Here is an 18,493-nt window from a genome sequence, read left to right as displayed (position 1 = left end):
TCGATTCGCGGAGCAGGCTGATCGGTGGCGAAGATTCACAGGCGACTCACAGTCGGCGCCGTACCGGGCAGAATATTTGCCACCTCGGCAGCTGGCAACCACAGTGATCGGAACCAGCCGATCCGCGATGCCCGGTCTGGCGCCGTGCCTGTTGCCGGTAATCGCTTATCGGACAGGGTATCTGGGCGGATCGGCGGCTCTGCGGCGGTGGCGACACAGCTTTGCCCGATATCGCACGGCGAGTTATTGCTAGTTTGACTATTCGCCGCAATATTGGCAGATGCGTCAAGCGATCGGGTTAGGCTTCCCAATCGCACCCCGAAGACACCGAACGCGCCACCGTTGGCCGGACGGTCCCATCGCGGTCCAAATGGGCCTAGTGTGGCGTTTCGTTGTCTCGGGACCGGGAGCAGATTGAAGAGGGTTTGGATACGTGGATAAAACGCCAGTTGCCGTCATCGGGATGGCATGTCGGTTGCCCGGCGGAATCAACTCACCTGACGAACTCTGGTCGGCGCTGCTGCGTGGAGACGACCTGGTAATCGAAATTCCCACCGATCGCTGGGATCCCGAGGAGTACTACGACCCCGAACCGGGTGTCGCGGGCCGCTCGGTGTCGAAGTACGGGGCGTTCCTCGACGATGTGGGGGGATTCGACGCGGAGTTCTTCGGCATCAGCGAACGCGAGGCGGTCGCGATCGATCCGCAGCATCGGTTGCTGCTGGAGACGGCATGGGAGGCCGTCGAGCACGGCGGGATCAACCCGGCGGCCGTGGCCGGTACGCCCACCGGCGTGTTCATGGGGGTGACGCACAACGATTACGCCTATCTGGCCGCCGATACCGGATCACTGGAGGGGCCGTACGGCTTCACCGGAACCAGCTTCAGCCTGGCCTCGGGCCGGGTCGCCTATGCCCTCGGAGCACACGGTCCGGCGCTGACTGTCGATACCGCGTGTTCGTCCGGGCTGACCGCCATTCACCTGGCGTGTCGCAGTCTGCTCGAGGGCGAGAGCGACATGGCGCTGGCCGGCGGTGTGTCGGTCCTGCTCGAGCCGCGCAAGGCGGCCTCCGGTTCCGCCGCGGGAATGCTGTCGCCGACCGGTCGGTGCCGCGCCTTCGATGTGGCCGCGGACGGGTTCGTCTCGGCCGAGGGTGCCGTGGTGGTGCTGCTGAAGCGGCTTCCCGACGCGCTGCGCGACGGCGACCGGGTCCTGGCCGTGGTGCGCGGGGTGGCCTCCAATCAGGACGGCCGCACGGTCAACATCGCCACCCCCTCGACCGACGCCCAGATCGGGGTCTACCAAGCTGCGCTGCGTTCGGCCGGTGTCGATGCGGCCACCGTCGGGATGGTCGAAGCGCACGGCACCGGTACGCCGGTGGGTGACCCGCTGGAATACGCCAGCGTGGCCGCGGTGTACGGCACCGACGGTCCCTGCGCGCTGGCATCGTTGAAGACGAACTTCGGCCATACCCAGTCGGCGGCCGGTGCGCTCGGTTTCGTCAAGGCGGTACTGGCGGTCAAGCACGGCGTGGTGCCGCAGAATCTGCATTTCACGGCATTGCCCGACGAGATGGCGACCATCGACACGAAACTATTTGTTCCACAAGAGATTACGCCCTGGCCGTTGAACGGCGGCGGGCCCCGGCGCGCCGCGGTGTCGTCGTACGGGCTGTCCGGCACCAATGTGCATGCCATCGTCGAGCAGCCGCCCGTCCCGGCGCCGGAAGCATCGCCCGAGGTGGGCAACGATGGCGACGCGCTGTTGTTCCCGTTGTCGGCCAGCTCGGCCGAGGAACTCGCGCGGACCTCGGAACGGTTGGCGCAGTGGCTCACCGAGTGTTCGGAGGACCTCGACATCGCCGACGTGGCCTACACGCTGGCGCGTCGCCGCGGCCATCGCTCGGTGCGGACCACGCTCGTCGCGCACAGCACCGCCGAACTGCTTGACGGCCTGCGCGCCATTGCCACCGGCGCGGTGCCACCGCTGCCGGTGGTGGGGCAGGACGATCGTGGACCGGTCTGGGTGTTCTCCGGTCAGGGCTCGCAGTGGGCGGCCATGGGCGCCGGTCTGCTGGCCACCGAACCGCAGTTCGCGGCCACCGTGGCGGAATTGGAACCGCTCATCGCGGGCGAGTCCGGGTTCTCGGTGACGGCGGCGCTCACCGCGCCGGACACCGTGACCGGGATCGACCGGATCCAGCCCACCGTTTTCGCGGTCCAGGTCGCCCTCGCGGCGGCCATGCGCGCCCGGGGCGTGGTTCCCGGAGCGGTGATCGGGCATTCGATGGGCGAGGTGGCGGCCGCGGTCGTCGCCGGGGCCCTGTCGCTGCAGGACGGCGTCCGGGTGATCTGCCGCCGGTCGAAGCTGATGGCCACGATCTCCGGCGCGGGCGCCATGGCGTCGGTGGAACTGCCTGCTGCCCAGGTACTTTCCGAGCTCGCGGCGCGCGGGGTCACCGACGTGAGCCTGGCCGTGGTGGCCTCGCCGGAATCCACGGTGGTCGGCGGCGACGTCGATTCGATTCGGGAGCTCGTCGCGGCCTGGGCAGCCCGGGAGGTGATGGCGCGGGAGATCGCCGTCGACGTCGCGTCGCACTCGTCGTACGTCGACCCGATCCTGGACGAGTTGACCGAACAGCTGGCCGACATCACACCGCTGACGCCGACCGTGCCCTACTACTCGGCAACGTCCTACGATCCGCGCGATGTGCCCGAGCTGGACAGCTGGTACTGGGCCGACAACCTGCGTCACACCGTGCGGTTCGCGGCGGCGGTGCAGGCCGCCCTCGAGGACGGCTACCGGGTGTTCGCCGAACTCTCACCGCATCCGCTGCTGACCCACGCCGTGGAACAGACCGCGCGCAGCGTCGACGTGCCGTTGGCGATGTTCGCGGCGATGCGCCGGGAGCAGGACCAGCCGCACGGACTGCTCGCGCTGGTGGGCGACGTGCACAGCGCCGGGGCCGCAGTGGATTTCGCGGTGTTGCATCCGGCCGGCCGATTGGTCGACGTCCCGTTGCCGACGTGGACGCATCAGCCGTTGCTGTTGAACCGCGACAGCCTCGAGGGCCCGGTCCGGGGTTCGTGCAGCATGGAGATCCATCCGCTGTTGGGCTCCCACGTGGTGCTCCCGGAGGAGCCGGAACGCCATGTCTGGTACGGCGAGGTGGGGACCGAGGCCCAGCCCTGGCTGGCCGAGCACCAGGTCCACAACGTTGCGGTGCTGCCCGGGGCGGCCTATTGCGAGATGGCTTTGGCCGCCGCGCAGACCGTACTCGGCGCGGACGCCGAGGTGCGCGACATCGCGTTCGAGGAGATGCTGCTGCTCGACGAGCAGACCTCGGTGGGTGCGGCGGCCACCGTCGCCGCGCCGGGTGTCGTCGACTTCGCGGTCGAGACGTTCGAGGGTGGCGAGCGGACGACGCGAGCCACCGCGACCCTGACGATCGGGGAATCCGGTAGTGCGCCAATACATCACGATCTGACCGCGCTGCTGACGCAGCACCCGCATCGCGTCGAGGGTGCCGATCTGCGCTCGGCCTTCGATCAGGTCGGCGTGCACCACGGCGCTGCTTTCGCCGGACTGGCCGCGGCCTACATCGCGGATCCGGAGGACGTCAGTGCCGCGGCGCAGACCGTGATCGCCGAGGTCGCGTTGCCCGGTCCGCTGCGGTCCCAGCAGGGCGGGTACGGGGTGCACCCCGCGCTACTCGACGCCTGCTTCCAAGCCGTGCTCGCACATCCGGCGGCCCAGCGCGTGGCGGCGGGTGGGCTGCTTCTTCCGCTCGGTGTCCGGCGCCTACACGCCTCGGGCGCGGCCCGCCACGGCCGGTACTGCCTGGTGCACCTGGTCGACGTCGATGCCGACGGTGTGGCGGCCGATCTGCAGATCCTCGATGACGACGGCACCGTCGTGCTCAGCGCCCTCGGGGTGCGGCTGGGAACCGGAATGTCGGCCGAGGGACGTGCCCACCGGATGCTCAACGACCGCCTGCTCGGCGTCGACTGGGCCACCCGCGAGTTGCCCGCCGCGCCGGGCGCCCAAGGCGGCGCCTGGTTGCTGGTCTCGGCCGGCAACCCCGAGAACCCACTGCCGGCAGGGCTGTCCGCAGCGCTGACCGCCGCCGGCGCCGAGTGTCTGGTACTGGATTGGCCGGTGGGTACCGACCCCGGGGGGGCGCGCGCGGCGCTGACGGCCCGCCTCGGTGACCGGGGCTGCACGGGTGTGGTCGTCATGGCCCCCAACGGCCCGGTGCCCGAGGAACATTCGGCGGACCGGGGCGAACAGTGCGTGCGGCACGTGGTCCACATCGCCCAGGCGCTCGTCGAGATCGATGACGATCTGCCGCGCCTCTACGTCGTCACGAAGTCGGGGCAGACCGTGCTCGCCGAGGACACCCCGAATCTGGCGCACGCCGGCTTGCGGGGCCTGGTGCGGGTTCTGGCGATGGAGTATCCGCACAGCCGCGCCACCCAGATCGACCTCGATGACGCCACCGGGATCGAGCTTGTCGCACAGCAATTGCTCAGCGGTTCCGAGGAGGACGAGACCGCCTGGCGCGCCGGCCGGTGGTACACCGCGCGGCTGACCCCCGCGCCGTTGCGCGCCGAGGAACGGCACACCGTCGCGGTGGACAACCAACACGGCGGTATGCGCCTTCAGGTGCGCAACCCCGGCGACCTCGAATCGCTGGAATTGGTGGCCTTCGACCGGGTTGCGCCCGGGCCCGGCCAGATCGAGGTGGCAATCACCACCTCGAGCATCAACTTCGCCGATGTCCTGGTCGCCTTCGGGCAGTGTCCGAGCTTCGAGGGACGGCTGCCCGAACTCGGCACCGATTTCGCCGGAGTCGTCACCGCGGTGGGACCGGGAGTCGGCACCCATCAGGTGGGCGATCGCGTGGCGGGGGTCTCCGGCAACGGCTGCTGGGCGACCTTTGTCACCTGTGACGCGGACCTGGCGGTGCCGCTGCCCGACGGCCTCAGCGGGGAGCAGGCCGCCGCGGTGGCCACCGCCGCCGCGACGGCCTGGTACGGGTTACACGACCTGGCCAAGATCACCGCGGGCGACAAGGTGTTGATCCACTCCGGAACCGGCGGCGTGGGCCAGGCCGCGATCGCGATCGCTCAGGCCGCCGGTGCCACGATCTACGCGACCGCGGGCAGCGAGCAGCGCCGACAGCTGTTGCGCGACTGGGGCATCGAGAACGTGTACGACTCCCGGAGCGTGTCGTTCGCCGAGGCGATCCGCCGCGACACCGACGGCTACGGCGTCGATATCGTGTTGAACTCCGTCACCGGAGCGCTGCAACGGGCCGGCCTGGAACTGTTGGCCTTCAACGGCCGGTTCGTCGAGATCGGCAAGCGCGACATCTACGGCGACACCCGGGTCGGATTGTTCCCGTTCCGGCGCAACCTCACCTTCTACGGCGTCGATCTGGCGCTGATGTCGGTCACGCATCCCGCGGTCATGCGCGACCTACTCGCGAAGGTCTTTGCGTTGACGGCCGAGGGCTATCTGCCGATGCCGCGGAGCACGCACTATCCGCTGGCCGACGCGGCCACCGCGATCCGGGCCATGGGTGGTGCCCAGCACACCGGAAAGCTGCTGCTGGACATCCCGCGCGGCGGACAGTTGCAGGCGGTCGTCGAACCCGCGCAGGTCCCGGTGTTCCGCGCCGACGGTGCCTACGTCATCACCGGCGGCTTGGGTGGTCTCGGATTGTTCTTGGCCGAGAAGATGTCCGAGGCCGGTTGTGGCCGCATCGTGTTGACCTCCCGCAGCCAGCCGAATCCCAAGGCGCAGGAGACCATCGAGTTCATCCGTGCCACCGGCGGCGATATCGCCGTGGAGTGCGGCGACATCGCCGACCCCACGACCGCGGCACGTGTCGTCGCCGCGGCGACAGCCACCGGTCTGCCGCTGCGCGGCGTTCTGCATGCGGCGGCGGTGGTCGAGGACGCCACGCTGAGCAACATCACCGACGACCTGCTGACGCGGGACTGGAAGCCGAAGACGGAAGGGGCGTGGAATCTGCACATCGCCACCGAATCCCAACCGCTGGACTGGTTCTGCGTGTTTTCCTCGGCCGCCGCACTGGTGGGCTCGCCGGGTCAAGGCGCCTATGCCGCGGCCAACAGTTGGGTCGATGCGTTCGTCCGGTGGCGCCGCGCCCGCGGGTTGCCGGCTACGGCGATCGCCTGGGGTGCTTGGTCGGAGATCGGCCGGGGCACGGCGATGGCCGACGGCGACGCCTCGATCGCACCCGACGAGGGCGCGTATGCCTTTGCCGAGATCCTGCGCTACAACCGGGATTACAGCGGTTATGCGCCGATCATGGGTGCACCGTGGCTCACCGCTTTCGCGCAGCGGACTCCGTTCGCCGAATTGTTCAAGGCGGCCGGCCGCGGCGGCAGCGAGCAGAGCAAGCTGCGCGCGGAACTGAACTCGCTGCCGCGCGAGGAATGGCCCACCCATCTGCGGCGGGTGATCTCCGAACAGGTCAGCGTGCTGCTTCGGCGGGCGGTCGACCCGGATCGTCCGCTGCCCGAATACGGTCTGGACTCGCTGGGCAATTTGGAACTGCGGACTCGCATCGAGGCCGAGACCGGGGTGCGGATAAGTTCCATGGCGATCACCACGATCCGCGGGTTGGCCGACCATCTCTGCGAAAAGCTGGCGCCCCAAGAAGCCGAGCCCGCAACACCGTGAACCGCGCGTACCGATTTCGCCGGGGGACAGACGACAGGAGTAAGGCTTGCTACTAGGCCCCGTTGAGATCGCGACGATCGATGAATGGACCCCACCCCCGGGCGCCCTGGTGACGTGGCAGCCGTCGGCGGCCACGCTGGACAAGGCACGTCAAGCGCCACCGAATGCGGTGCCGGCCAGCTATATCCAGACCCGGCACCTGCGTAGCTTCGTCGATCAGGGGGCCCGCGGGATCGACCATTCCCGGCTGTTCATCGCCGCGTGCGTGTTGCCCGGACGCTGCGACGTCCGGGCCATGACCTATGTCATCAACAACCACCTCCGCAGGCACAGCACCTATCGGAGTTGGTTTGAGTACCGCAGCGCCGAGGACATCGTGCGACACACCATCGCGGACCCCGACGACATCACGTTCGCCGCGACCCGGCACGGTGAGCTGACGCCGGCGGAGCTGCGGGCGCGGGTGGTGGACACCCCGGATTCGTTGCAATGGGACTGTTTCCGGTTCGGCGTGATCCAGAATGCCGACCACTTCACGTTCTGGTCCAGCATCGACCACTTGCACGTCGACGGTCAGTTCGTGGGTGTGGGTCTGATGGAGTTTCAGCTGATGTACAGCGCGCTGGTGTCCGGCGCGCCGCCGATCCAACTGCCTGATGCGGGCAGCTATGAGGACTACTGCCTGAGCCAGCGGGAGTTCACGTCGTCGTTGACACTCGAACACGACGAGGTACGGACCTGGGTGGAGTTCGCCGAGCACAACAACGGCACGTTCCCGCGGTTCCCGCTGCCGGTCGAGGACGACCCACCGGCGAGTACCGGCGATCTGCTCACGATTCGTCTGATGGACGAGGAGCAGACGGAGCGGTTCGAGGAGATCTGTGTCGCCGCCGGTGCCAGGTTCATCGGCGGATTGATCGCCTGCGCCGGCCACGCCCTGCACGAGCTGACCGGACTGGACACCTATTACAGCCTGACGCCGATCGACACCCGTTCCGGCCCCGCGGATCTGACCACTCAAGGCTGGTTCACCGGTCTGATACCGCTGACCGTTCCGGTGGCCGGCACGCCGTTCGCGGACAGTGCGCTGGCCGCCCAGCGGTGCTTCGACTCGGGTAAGGCGTTGGCCAATGTTCCGTTCGAGCGCGTCGTCGAGCTGGCGCCCTGGCTGAGCCCGCCACCCCCGCTGTTCCCGATGCTCAACTTCTTCGACGCGAGTTCGGGTCCGCTGGCGCCGCTGCTGACCAACCTGATGGACGGCGTGAAGATCGCGACCTACAGCGACGGCCGGGTCACCTACCCGCTGAGCACCCTGGTGGGCCGGTACGGGGAGACCATCGCCACGGTGGTCTTCCCGAAGAACCCCGTGGCCCGGGCGTCGGTACAGCGCTATGCCGAAGCCCTGAAGGCAGTCTGTGACCGCGTCACCGAACGGCGCGGGTCCGCACTAGCAGAACCCGTCGGAAGGAAGTGACCACACCGCGGTTGGTCCGCGCATTACGTTGAAGTCCCAGTGTTTCAGGCGGTGACGGGTGCCTACGGAAAAAGTCACGACAACAGCCACGGCAGCAGGCACCGCTGACGCTGCCGAGACCACGGGCGTCTTCGGCCGCCTGGGTGCGTTCACGGTGCGGTGGCCGTGGGTGGTGATTGCGCTGTGGATCGCGCTCGCGGTGGTCCTTCCGATGACCATGCCGACCCTCAAACAGATGGCCGAAGAACATCCGGTGGCCATCCTGCCGTCGGATGCGCCCGCGATGGCGGCCAGCAAGGCCATGCTGGATGCCTTTCAGCAGTCCGGCACCGACAGCTTCGTCGTCGTGGTGCTGGTCAACGACGACGGGCTCGGACGTGCCGACGAGGCGACCTACCGCGCCCTGGTGGAAACGCTGCGGGACCAGATGTCCCAGGACGCCAAGTTGCAGGACTTCCTGAGCGCACCGGCGCTTCGAGACGCCATGACCAGTCAGGACGACAGAGCCTGGTTGCTACCGATCAACCTCGAAGGGGGCCTGGGGACGCCGCGGTCCAAGGAGGCCTTTACCCGGGTTTCCGACATCGTCGAAGAGACCGTCGGGGGGTCCACGCTCACGGCGTATCTGACCGGGCCGGCGGCCACCGTCGCCGATCTCAACGTCGTCGGCGAGCACGACCTGTTCGTCATCGAAGCGGCCATCACCGTCTTGGTGCTGCTGATCCTGCTGCTGATCTATCGCAACCCGGTGACCATGTTCCTACCGTTGGTCTCGATCGGGATCGCCATCGTCGTGGCCCAACCGGCGGTGGCCGGGGTGGCACAACTGGGCCTGGGTATCGCGAACCAGACCATCGTGTTCATGAGCGGCATGATGGTCGGCGCGGGTACCGACTATGCGGTCTTTGTGATCAGCCGCTATCACGACTTCCTCAGGACGGGATACGACTCGGACGTCGCCGTGCGGCTCGCGTTGGGATCGATCGGCAAGGTGATCGCCGCGTCGGCCGCCACGGTGGCGGTGACATTCCTGGGGATGTCCTTCACCCGGCTCGGGCTGTTCGCATCGGTGGGTCCGGCGCTGGCCATCGCCATCGCGATCGCCTTCCTGGCGGCCGTGACGCTGCTGCCGGCCGTCATGGTCCTGGTCGGACGCCGCGGCTGGATAGCCCCGCGCAAGGACCTGACAACCCGGTTCTGGCGACGTTCGGGCATCCGCATCGTGCGGCGTCCGCGCACCCATCTGGTGGCCAGCCTGCTGGTGCTGGCGATCCTGGCCGGGTGTATGTCGCTGGCCAGCTACAACTACGACGACCGCAAGGCGCTGCCGGCGTGGGCACAGAGCTCCCAGGGATACACCGCGCTGGAGCAACACTTTCCGCTCAACTCGATCATCCCCGAATACCTGGTGATCCAGTCGCCGCACGATCTGCGGTCTCCGCAGGCGTTGGCGGACCTCGAACAGCTGGCCCAGCGGATCAGCCAGTTGCCCGGGGTGGCGATGGTGCGCGGCATCACCCGTCCCACCGGTGAACCGCTGGAGCAGGCCCGGGTGGCCTATCAGGCCGGCGAGGTCGGCAAGCAGCTCAAGGACGGCTCGGCGCAGATCGACCAGAACTCGGGCGATTTGGGCAAGCTGCGTTCGGGCGCCGACGAGTTGGCCGACAGTCTCGGCGACGTGCGGGGTCAGATCGGCACCGCGATCGGCAAGGCGCGCACGCTGGTCGGGGTGTTGTCGAACGTCCAGGGTGCGGTGGGCGGCAACAAGGCCCTGAAAGACATCGACAACGCGGTGAAACTCGTCGGTGACATGCGCGCGCTCGGTGACGCGATCGGGGTGAACCTCACCAATCTGAAGAACAGTTTCGATTGGATCGCCCCGGTGCTCGGGGCGCTGAACGCCAGCCCGGTGTGCGACCTCGACGTGGGGTGCGCCAATGCGCGAATCCAACTGGCACGGCTGGACAAAGCCAGCAAGGACGGCACCTTCGATCGGCTGGCCGACCTGGCCCGGCAGCTTCAGGACACCCAGGCCACGAACACCCTGGCCGACACCACGCGCAGCCTGCGGCGCGCGGTGGAACTGGCCTCCAGTGCGATGCGGTCGCTGGGGGCCGACAATCCCGACGGGCTCCAGGCTCGCCTCAACGGGTTCCAGCAGGGCGCAAACACCCTGGCCGAGGCCAGCCGCCAGGTCGCCGACGGGGTCGACCGACTCGTGGGGGAGACCCTGCAGATGAGCGGGGGACTCGCGGAGGCCTCACAGTTCCTGTTGGCGCTCAAGCAGGATGCGTCGACGCCGGCGATGGCCGGGTTCTACGTGCCACCGCAGACCTTCGGCGTCGAGGAGTTCAAAAAGGCCGCGCAACTGTTCATCTCGCCCGACGGCCACGCCGTGCGCTATCTGGTGCAGACCGAACTCAACCCGTTCAGCACCGGTGCGATGGATCAGGTGAATGACATTGTCCGCACCGCGCAGGGCGCGCAGCCGAACACCACGTTGGCCGAGGCGTCGGTGTCGGTGGTGGGCTACCCCGTTGTGCTGCGTGACACGCGGGACTTCTACAACGGCGACATCCGGCTGATCGTGCTGGTCACCATCCTGGTGGTGCTGCTGATCCTGGTGGTGCTGCTGCGCGCGATCGTGGCGCCGATCTATCTGATTCTCTCGGTGGTGCTGTCCTACCTGTCCGCGCTGGGGATCGGGGCGGTGGTGTTCCAGTTCCTGCTCGGCCAGGAGATGCATTGGAGCGTACCGGGATTGACCTTCATCATCCTGGTCGCGGTGGGTGCCGACTACAACATGTTGCTGATCTCCAGGATCCGGGAGGAGTCCGTGGTGGGCTTGCGGCTCGGCGTCATTCGCACTGTCGGCTCTACCGGCGGCGTGATCACGGCGGCCGGGTTGATCTTCGCGGCCACCATGTTCGGGCTGCTGTTCAGCAGCATCAGCACCATGGTGCAGTCGGGCTTCGTCGTCGGGGTGGGCCTGCTGCTGGACACCTTCGTGGTGCGGACCATCACGGTGCCGGCGGCCGCCACCTTGATCGGCAAGGCGAACTGGTGGCCCTCCCGGCAGAGCCCGAACTTCCTTTGAGCGCGCGGAAACCCCTCAACGCTTCTTGTTCTTGCCCTTGGGAAGTATGCCGATCTTGGGCAGTGGATTCTTGTTCTTCTTCGGCAGGGCCTGGCGAATCTGGTTCACCACCCGCGCGGTGTTCACCGCGGAAACGACGTTGGTGGTGGCGTTGATCGGGATGGTGACCGGAGCGAGGTTGGGCAACCCGTGCGCCAGTGCCGGCAACCGGAGGGCCGGCCGCACCGGTGCCGGCGCGGGACCGTAGGCGCGCGCCACGACGGGGCGCAGCACCTGTTCCATCTCGTCTGCCATGGGACCGGAGATCCCGGCGTCGCGCAGCAACTGCACCAGCGGTAACTCCTCGGCCGGGAGGAAATAGGTGGTGGTCGTGGCGCCCCGGCTGTTCGTGGTGACCCGGACGTTCTCGGGTGCGATCTGTGCCGGGTCGGAGAACGCCGTCGCGGTGTGGTTGGTGCCGCCGGCGGCCAGCGCATTGGCCAACGCCACCAGGTTGCCCGGTCGGTCCAATGGATCGCTGAAGATGTCGTACTGACCCACGATTTCGACGGTGTCGTACTGACTTTCGACAGCGCCGGGAACGGTGTAGTCCAGCCCCGGCAGGCGGGTGCCGGGCCGGAAATACTTGGTGAAAAGACGGTCGGGGTTGCCGGCCTTGATGAAGGTGAGGTCGCCGGGCGGCGGTGCGCTGGGATCGTGGGCGAGCCGGGCCTGCTCGGCGTTCAACGCCAGCACGCCCTGCGAAAGTCCCGTCACCGCAACGGGTCCCTCGGTGTCGCGAATGGTCGCACCTAGGTTGTCGGTGCCGACGGCCACCGAGTTGCCCAGTGTCGGAGAGTCTTTGCCCGTCAGCGGCCAGAGGCTGCCCGGATACGGGACCACCTGCCGCGGCGCGCCGGCGCTGTCGTAATAGTTCTCGCCGATCGCGACGCGGCTGGCCGGGTCGAAGTGGTACAACGCGCGCAACGCCGGATACGGCGACGGCGCGGTGCCCGGGACGATCACGGCCGTCTCCGCGGAGGCGTAGGCACCGCCCAGGAACGTTGCGGATCCCACCATTCCCGCAGCCACCATCGCCGCGAATAGTCTGCTCATGGTCAGGTTCCTCCTGCGATGGTCTTGCCGTGCCGATCCCGAAACGCGGCAAGAGATCCCCGTAGCCTAGCGCGTCCGGCCGCGTCAATCGAGGCTTTGGTCGCGATTCGCCGACGGTGCCCGGTCACAGCTGGGCCAGTCCCAGCACCAGCACCACACAACCGCTTGCGGCGACCAACAACGCGATGTCCCGCCTCGGGCGCGTCGCAAGCCAGGTGTGCAGTGCGGCCATGACACCCAGGGTTCGTTGCGGGGCCACCAGATAACTCAGCAGGGGAAGCTCGACCAGCGTGAAGGCAACGACGTTGAAGAGCACCAGTGCCAGCGCCTGGGCCGGGGCAGCGGCGTCGGAGGCCAGGATCACGGCCATGGCACCGAGATAGTTCGCCGACGGCAGTGCGGTGCCCATCCCGGCGACCCACGCCACCCACAGCGAATCCCCGGTGAGCGTTCGCCGGACCCAGCCCCGCACCGAACGGTCGTTTGCGGCGACAGCAGCTACAGGGGCTGGGCCAGTACCGTTACCTGCCAAGGCAATTGCCGGCTGGGGGACCGGCGCGGGCCGGACCCGGGCCACCGCGATCCAGGCCGCAACCAACAGCACCGCGATACCGACGGCGATCTGCACACCCGCAACCGAGACGGTATCGGTGCCGGCGAGGGGGGTGGTGCGCAGCAGGAACAGGACCGCCAGGCCGACGCCGATGCCCATGGCGAACCCGCCGCACAGGAACACCGCGAGTTGCAGCAGCGGCCGCGGCCTGTTGAGCATCAGGACACCCAAGCCGATCCGGATCGGCTCGAAGATCACCGCGACCGCCATCACCACCACGGCCGTCCACATGGGTAACGACCGTACTACTCGCGCTCCGTCGGCGGGACGGTTGTTCCCGGCGTTTACCTTAGGTGCCCACTGAGAAATCCCGCCGAGCGCCCCGCCGCGGGCCGCGGGTTGCCTTAGGCTGCGTAGGCCGTCACCTGCGGGGCTGCCCTACTGCCACCGGTTCGCGGTGCGGAAGGTATTGGCACTCAACGAGGATTTGCGTTGCTACTGAATGGTTTTCGACAGCATCGGCTGTCGCGCGGGAAGCGGCACGACGCCGCAGTGTCGGGTTCGGGTTCGGGTTCGGCCAGTGTCAGCTAGTCCCGCGGCCTACCTCGTACTGGCCTCCCAGCGCAGCGGGAGCACCTTGCTGGTGGAGTCGCTGCGCTCGACCGGGATGGCGGGTCAACCCGCGGAGTTCTTTCAGTTCCTGCCCGCCACCAGCCAGGCGCCGCAACCCTCCGAGTGGTTCGCGGGGGTGGAGGATCCGTCGATCACGCGTCTGCTGGACCCGTTCGACCCCGGCACTCCGGACCTCGCCTCGGCCCGCACCTGGCGCGATTACATCCGCACCGTCGGTCGCACGCCGAACGGGGTCTGGGGCGGCAAGTTGATGTGGAATCAGACATCAGTGCTGCTCAGCCGCGCCAAGAACCTCCCAGACCGCAGCGGCGACGGATTGCGTTCGGCAATCCGCGATGTCGTCGGCGAGGAGCCGCTGTACATCTATGTGCACCGTCCCGACGTGGTGGCACAGGCAGTGTCGTTCTGGCGCGCATTGCAGACCCGGGTCTGGCGTGGCACCCCCGAGCCGTGCCGAGATGCCCGGGCGCAGTATCACGCCGGCGCCATCGGGCACCTGGTGGCGACCCTGCGCGCCCAGGACGACGGGTGGCGCCGGTGGTTCGCCGAAGAGGGCATCAACCCCATTGACGTGCCGTATCCGCTGTTGGCCCGCAACCTTTCTCAGGTTGCCGGCACGATTCTGAAAGCCTTGGCACTGGATCCGGTGCCGCCGCCCGGGCCCGCGCTGCAGCGCCAGGCCGACGAGCGCTCCCGGGAGTGGGTGGATCGCTACCGAATCGATGCGGTGCGGTTCGGTCTGCCCCGGTGAGGTGCAATCCGCTTGACCCCGAGCATGTTTGCGGGCTGCGCTCGCGGTGCTGGTGACGATGTGCGCGGACGGAAAGATTGTCCGGAGCGCCGAATCGAGGCTGTGCAGACCACTTTCGGTAGCCCAGCGGGCCGCGAGCCATTATTTATCGAGCACGTCAATTGTGGCTGGAAAAAAGCCGCGGGACGATCGGCTATTTCGCCGGAATGCATTCAGCGGCCACGGTGGCAAAGGGTGGGCCGGTGGTTGATCAAATGCGTTCGGCGGCTCTCACTGGCGTCGTGTCCCGCCATGCCTCGCCCCGGCTGAGTCTCGGTCCGGTTCACGAGCGGGCGGGGCCGTTCCCCGGCGACAGGCATCGACGGTGGTCACGTCGTTGGGGCGGTCGATCGCTGAGCCGCCGGGGCGGTACCGGCCGGCCGGTCGGTCCACCGTGGTGGGCGCCGGCGCCGTTGCACGTGCACGCGGCGCACGCCATTCCTTCACCAATATGGCAATGAATAATGTGCGGGCCGGCATTCGTCGGCGTAGTTCGTAAATGAAGCTCTATAAACTGAGACCCAAGCCTGTTTTCAGGGCCTCACTGATTGGTTTCCGGGCGCAATAGCGAAATGTCCCGAATTCATTTCCCGGCTGCCCGACCGACGCTGCCGTGCGGGGTTCGACTAGGGGCAGCGAAGGCGCTGCGGGGATCGGACGGCATTGCTGAGACGCAGGTCAGCGAATTATGGAGCGCACCGCAGTGGGATCCGGAAACGGACAATGCGGGTGTTCGGGCGGCTATTCACATTGGAAAAAGATCGAGTCGAGGGCCAGGCCGGCAATTGTGACCGTGTGTGCCAACTTTTAAGTTTGCCTACCGAGCCGGGCGTTTCTCGAGGCGGCGGCACGGGCTATTGGGTACGCTACCGAATCGGCCGGCTTCATGATTGGGTGGACCGTTGGAACGGTGCCCCGGGTGCCGCATGAGTGTGAATCGCGGAGAGGAGCAGGAGAAGCTTGTTTGACATTGCGACGATAGACGAATGGGATCCTGCTCCGGGCCAGGTCATCCGGTGGGACGCGGCGGCCGCGGCGTGTGAGAAGGCCGGTGGGGCGCCGGTCAGTCCGGTGCCTCCGAGCTATCAGCAGGCGCAGCACCTCGACCGATTCGCCCACCACGCCGCCCGCGGCCTGGACATGTCAAGGCTGATGATCTTCACCTGGGATGTGGCGGGACGTTGCGATGTCCGGGCCATGACCCACGTGCTCAACGCGCACCTGCGCCGACACGACACCTACCGAAGCTGGTTCGAGCGCCGCGGCGACGGCGATTACGTGCGGCATTCGATGGTGGATCCCGCCGATATCGCCGTGACCGCGCAACGCTGCGGTGAACTCCGCGCGACGCAACTTCGGGAGTTGGTGCTGGGCACGCCCGACCCGCGGCACTGGGGTGGGTTCCGGTTCGGGGTGATTCAGCGGCGCAACGACTTTACGTTCTTCGCCAGCATCGCTCACCTGCACATCGACCCGATGATCATGGGAGTCCTGTTCGGCGAGATCCACCTGATGTACGGAGCGCTGGTGGGCGGGGCCGCTCCGATCCAGCTACCTCAGGCGGGCAGCTATGAGGAATTCTGTTGTCAGCAACGCGATTACACCAGTGCATTGACCGCGGAGTCGCCCGAGGTGCGCGCCTGGCTGGAATTCGCCGGCCGCAACGACGGCACCCTGCCGGACTTTCCCTTGCCGCTCGGGGATCTTTCGGTACCGTGCGATGGCCAAACCCTGACGACGACCCTGCTCGATGAGCGTCAAACGCAACGCTTCGAGGCCGCCTGCGTAGATGGCGGCGCCCGATTCAGCGGCGGGGTGTTCGCGGCCGCCGCGTTCGCCCAGCGGGAGATCAGCGGCGCCGACACCTTTTGCGTCGTCACCCCGACCGACACCCGCACCACGCCCACCGAGCTGATGACGACGGGTTGGTTCACCGGGTTGGTGCCGGTGGCAGTGCCCGTCGACGCGGACTCGTTCGGTGCCACCGCGTGCGTGGCGCAGGAGTCCTACGACACCGGTATTCCGTTGGCAAAGGTGCCCTTTGCCCGGGTGCTGCAACTGGCGCCCGCGGAACTCGGCATCCGGAGCCCCCGGCCGGGGAATTTCGTGATGTCGTTCTTGGACGCCAGCATCGCGCCGCTGTCAACGGTCGCGAACTCGGACTTGAACTTCCATATCTTCAACGAAGGTCGTGCCTCGCACCAGGTTTCGATGTGGGTCACCCGGATGGAGCACGAGACCAAGCTGACCGCGTTGTTCCCCGACACTGCGGTGGCGCGGGCGTCGGTCACCAGGTTCGTCGACGTCATGAAGTCGGTTTATGTGCGGGTCGCCAACGGACGCTGGGTCAACGCGCCGGCCCACCACATCGCGGTCTGAGAGGGAACCATGATCCAGGCGTCACTTCCTGCGGTGCTGCGCGAGCGGGCGAGCCTGCAGCCCAACGACATCGCGTTCACCTTCATGGACTACGAGCAGGATTGGGACGGTGTCCCGATCACGCTGACGTGGGCACAGCTCTACCGGCGCACACTGAACCTCTCGCAGGAGTTGGCCGAGCATGCCGAACCGGGCGACCGCGCGGTCATTCTCGCCCCCCAAAGCCTGGATTACATCGTGGCTTTCGTCGCGGCGCTGCAGGCGGGGCTCATCGCGGTGCCGCTGCCGGCGCCGGCGCCCGGCGGTGGTGCCCATGACGAACGCACGGCCGCGGTCGTGGTCGACACCGAACCCAGCGTCGTCCTGACCACCTCGGCCGTGCGCGAGGGAGCGGCCGGTTACGCGATGGCACGCGACGGTCAACCGGCCCCGACCGTCATCGAAGTGGACCTGCTTGACCTGGACAGTCGGCGCCGGTCCGGTCGGCGCGTCGCGCCGCAGGAACTCGCCTACCTGCAATACACCTCGGGATCGACCCGGCGCCCGGCCGGCGTGGAGATATCGCACGCCAATCTCGCGGCGAACTTCAAACAGATGATGGGGGCCTTCTTCTCCGAGCACGGCGGCGTGGCCCCGCCGGACACCACGTTCGTGTCCTGGCTGCCGTTCTATCACGACATGGGTCTGATGCTGGGCATGTGTGTGCCCATTCTCGGTGGCGTGCACACCGTCGTGACCAGTCCGATGGCGTTCCTGCAGCGGCCCGCGCGCTGGATGCAGTTGGTGGCCAGCCATCCGCGGGCATTGTCGGCCGGCCCCAACTTCGCCTACGAACTCGCCGCCGGGCGCACCACCGACGACGACATGGCGGGCCTCGATCTGAGCAATGTCATGAACCTGCTCAGCGGCGCCGAACGCGTGCATGCCGCGACGGTCCGGCGGTTCGCGGAACGCTTTGCGGCGTTCGGGCTGCGGGAGAACAAGATCCGGCCGTCCTACGGGTTGGCCGAGGCCGTCGTCTACGTGGCGACCCGGGCGTCCCTCGATCCGCTCGCGGTCGTCGAGTTCGACGCCGAGAAGCTGTCGGCCGGCCACGCCCAACGTTGCGGGGCAGGCAGCGGATCACCGCTGGTGAGCTACGGCCGAACCGATTCACCGGTGGTGCGCGTGGTGGACCCGGACACCGCCGTCGAATGCGCCGACGGTCGCACCGGGGAGATTTGGGTGCGTGGCGACAACGTCGCGCTCGGTTACTGGCAGAAGCCCGACGAGACCCGGGAGACGTTCGGCGCCACGATCGTCAACCCGAGTGCCGAGACCCCGGCGGGGCCATGGCTGCGCACCGGCGATCTGGGTTTCTTCTCCGAGGGCGAGCTGTTCATCATGGGCCGGATCAAGGATTTGTTGATCGTGTACGGCCGCAACCATTCGCCGGACGACATCGAAGCGACGGTGCAGGAGATCAGCCGGGGCAGGGCCGCGGCGATCTCGGTTCCCGATGACCGCACCGAACATCTCGTGGTCATCGTCGAGCACAAGAAGCGCGGCGATACCGAGGAGGCGGCGATGCTGAGGCTGGCCGACCTCAAACGCGAACTCACCTCCGCGATATCGACCGTGCACGGCCTCAAGGTCGCGGATCTGGTGATGGTGGGCCCGGGCGCTATCCCGATCACCACCAGCGGAAAGGTCCGCCGCGCCAGCTGTGTCGAGCAGTATCGGCACGGCCAGTTCGCCCGGTTGGACGCCTGAGGACC

Annotated in this window: 8 protein-coding genes; 6 read left to right on the top strand and 2 right to left on the bottom strand. The window is 67.6% G+C overall.

Going from position 1 to position 18,493, the window contains the following annotated elements; translation table 11 throughout:
• Positions 1-433 precede the first annotated feature (433 nt).
• The 3 genes from pks2 to RCP80_RS13370 all read left to right on the top strand — a co-directional run bounded on the left by pks2 (position 434) and on the right by RCP80_RS13370 (position 11,286).
• Positions 434-6,715, top strand: coding sequence for a sulfolipid-1 biosynthesis phthioceranic/hydroxyphthioceranic acid synthase (gene pks2, locus RCP80_RS13380; RefSeq protein ID WP_308478127.1), 6,282 nt, complete (start codon positions 434-436; stop codon positions 6,713-6,715).
• Positions 6,716-6,761: 46 nt separating this feature from the next.
• Positions 6,762-8,189, top strand: a complete 1,428-nt coding sequence (locus RCP80_RS13375; protein WP_308478126.1) for a condensation domain-containing protein — start codon at positions 6,762-6,764, stop codon at positions 8,187-8,189.
• 154 nt (positions 8,190-8,343) lie between these two features.
• The gene (locus RCP80_RS13370; RefSeq protein WP_308482834.1) at positions 8,344-11,286 is read left to right on the top strand and encodes an MMPL/RND family transporter; all 2,943 of its coding nucleotides are present in this window, start codon (positions 8,344-8,346) and stop codon (positions 11,284-11,286) included.
• Positions 11,287-11,301: 15 nt separating this feature from the next.
• Here RCP80_RS13370 and RCP80_RS13365 read toward each other — a convergent pair whose 3' ends face one another.
• Positions 11,302-12,381: a PE-PPE domain-containing protein gene (locus tag RCP80_RS13365; RefSeq protein WP_308478125.1), complete on the bottom strand. Its 1,080-nt coding sequence runs from the start codon at positions 12,379-12,381 to the stop codon at positions 11,302-11,304.
• A 124-nt stretch (positions 12,382-12,505) separates the two neighbouring features.
• Positions 12,506-13,225: a GAP family protein gene (locus tag RCP80_RS13360; RefSeq protein ID WP_308478124.1), complete on the bottom strand. Its 720-nt coding sequence runs from the start codon at positions 13,223-13,225 to the stop codon at positions 12,506-12,508.
• A gap of 289 nt (positions 13,226-13,514) precedes the next feature.
• On the opposite strand from RCP80_RS13360, the gene stf0 reads away from it, so the two are divergent.
• From stf0 to RCP80_RS13345, 3 genes are all read left to right on the top strand, one after another.
• Positions 13,515-14,318, top strand: coding sequence for a trehalose 2-sulfotransferase (gene stf0, locus RCP80_RS13355; RefSeq protein ID WP_308478123.1), 804 nt, complete (start codon positions 13,515-13,517; stop codon positions 14,316-14,318).
• 999 nt (positions 14,319-15,317) lie between these two features.
• Entirely contained in the window at positions 15,318-16,736 is a 1,419-nt protein-coding gene (locus RCP80_RS13350) for a condensation domain-containing protein (protein ID WP_308478122.1), read from the top strand.
• Positions 16,737-16,745: 9 nt separating this feature from the next.
• Positions 16,746-18,488: an AMP-binding protein gene (locus tag RCP80_RS13345; protein ID WP_308478121.1), complete on the top strand. Its 1,743-nt coding sequence runs from the start codon at positions 16,746-16,748 to the stop codon at positions 18,486-18,488.
• Positions 18,489-18,493: the final 5 nt, after the last annotated feature.

Source organism: Mycolicibacterium sp. MU0053 (assembly GCF_963378095.1).
Classification (GTDB): Bacteria; Actinomycetota; Actinomycetes; order Mycobacteriales; family Mycobacteriaceae; genus Mycobacterium; species Mycobacterium burgundiense.
Note: the sequence above shows the minus strand (reverse complement) of the source record. Positions and strands in the feature narration are given on the sequence as shown.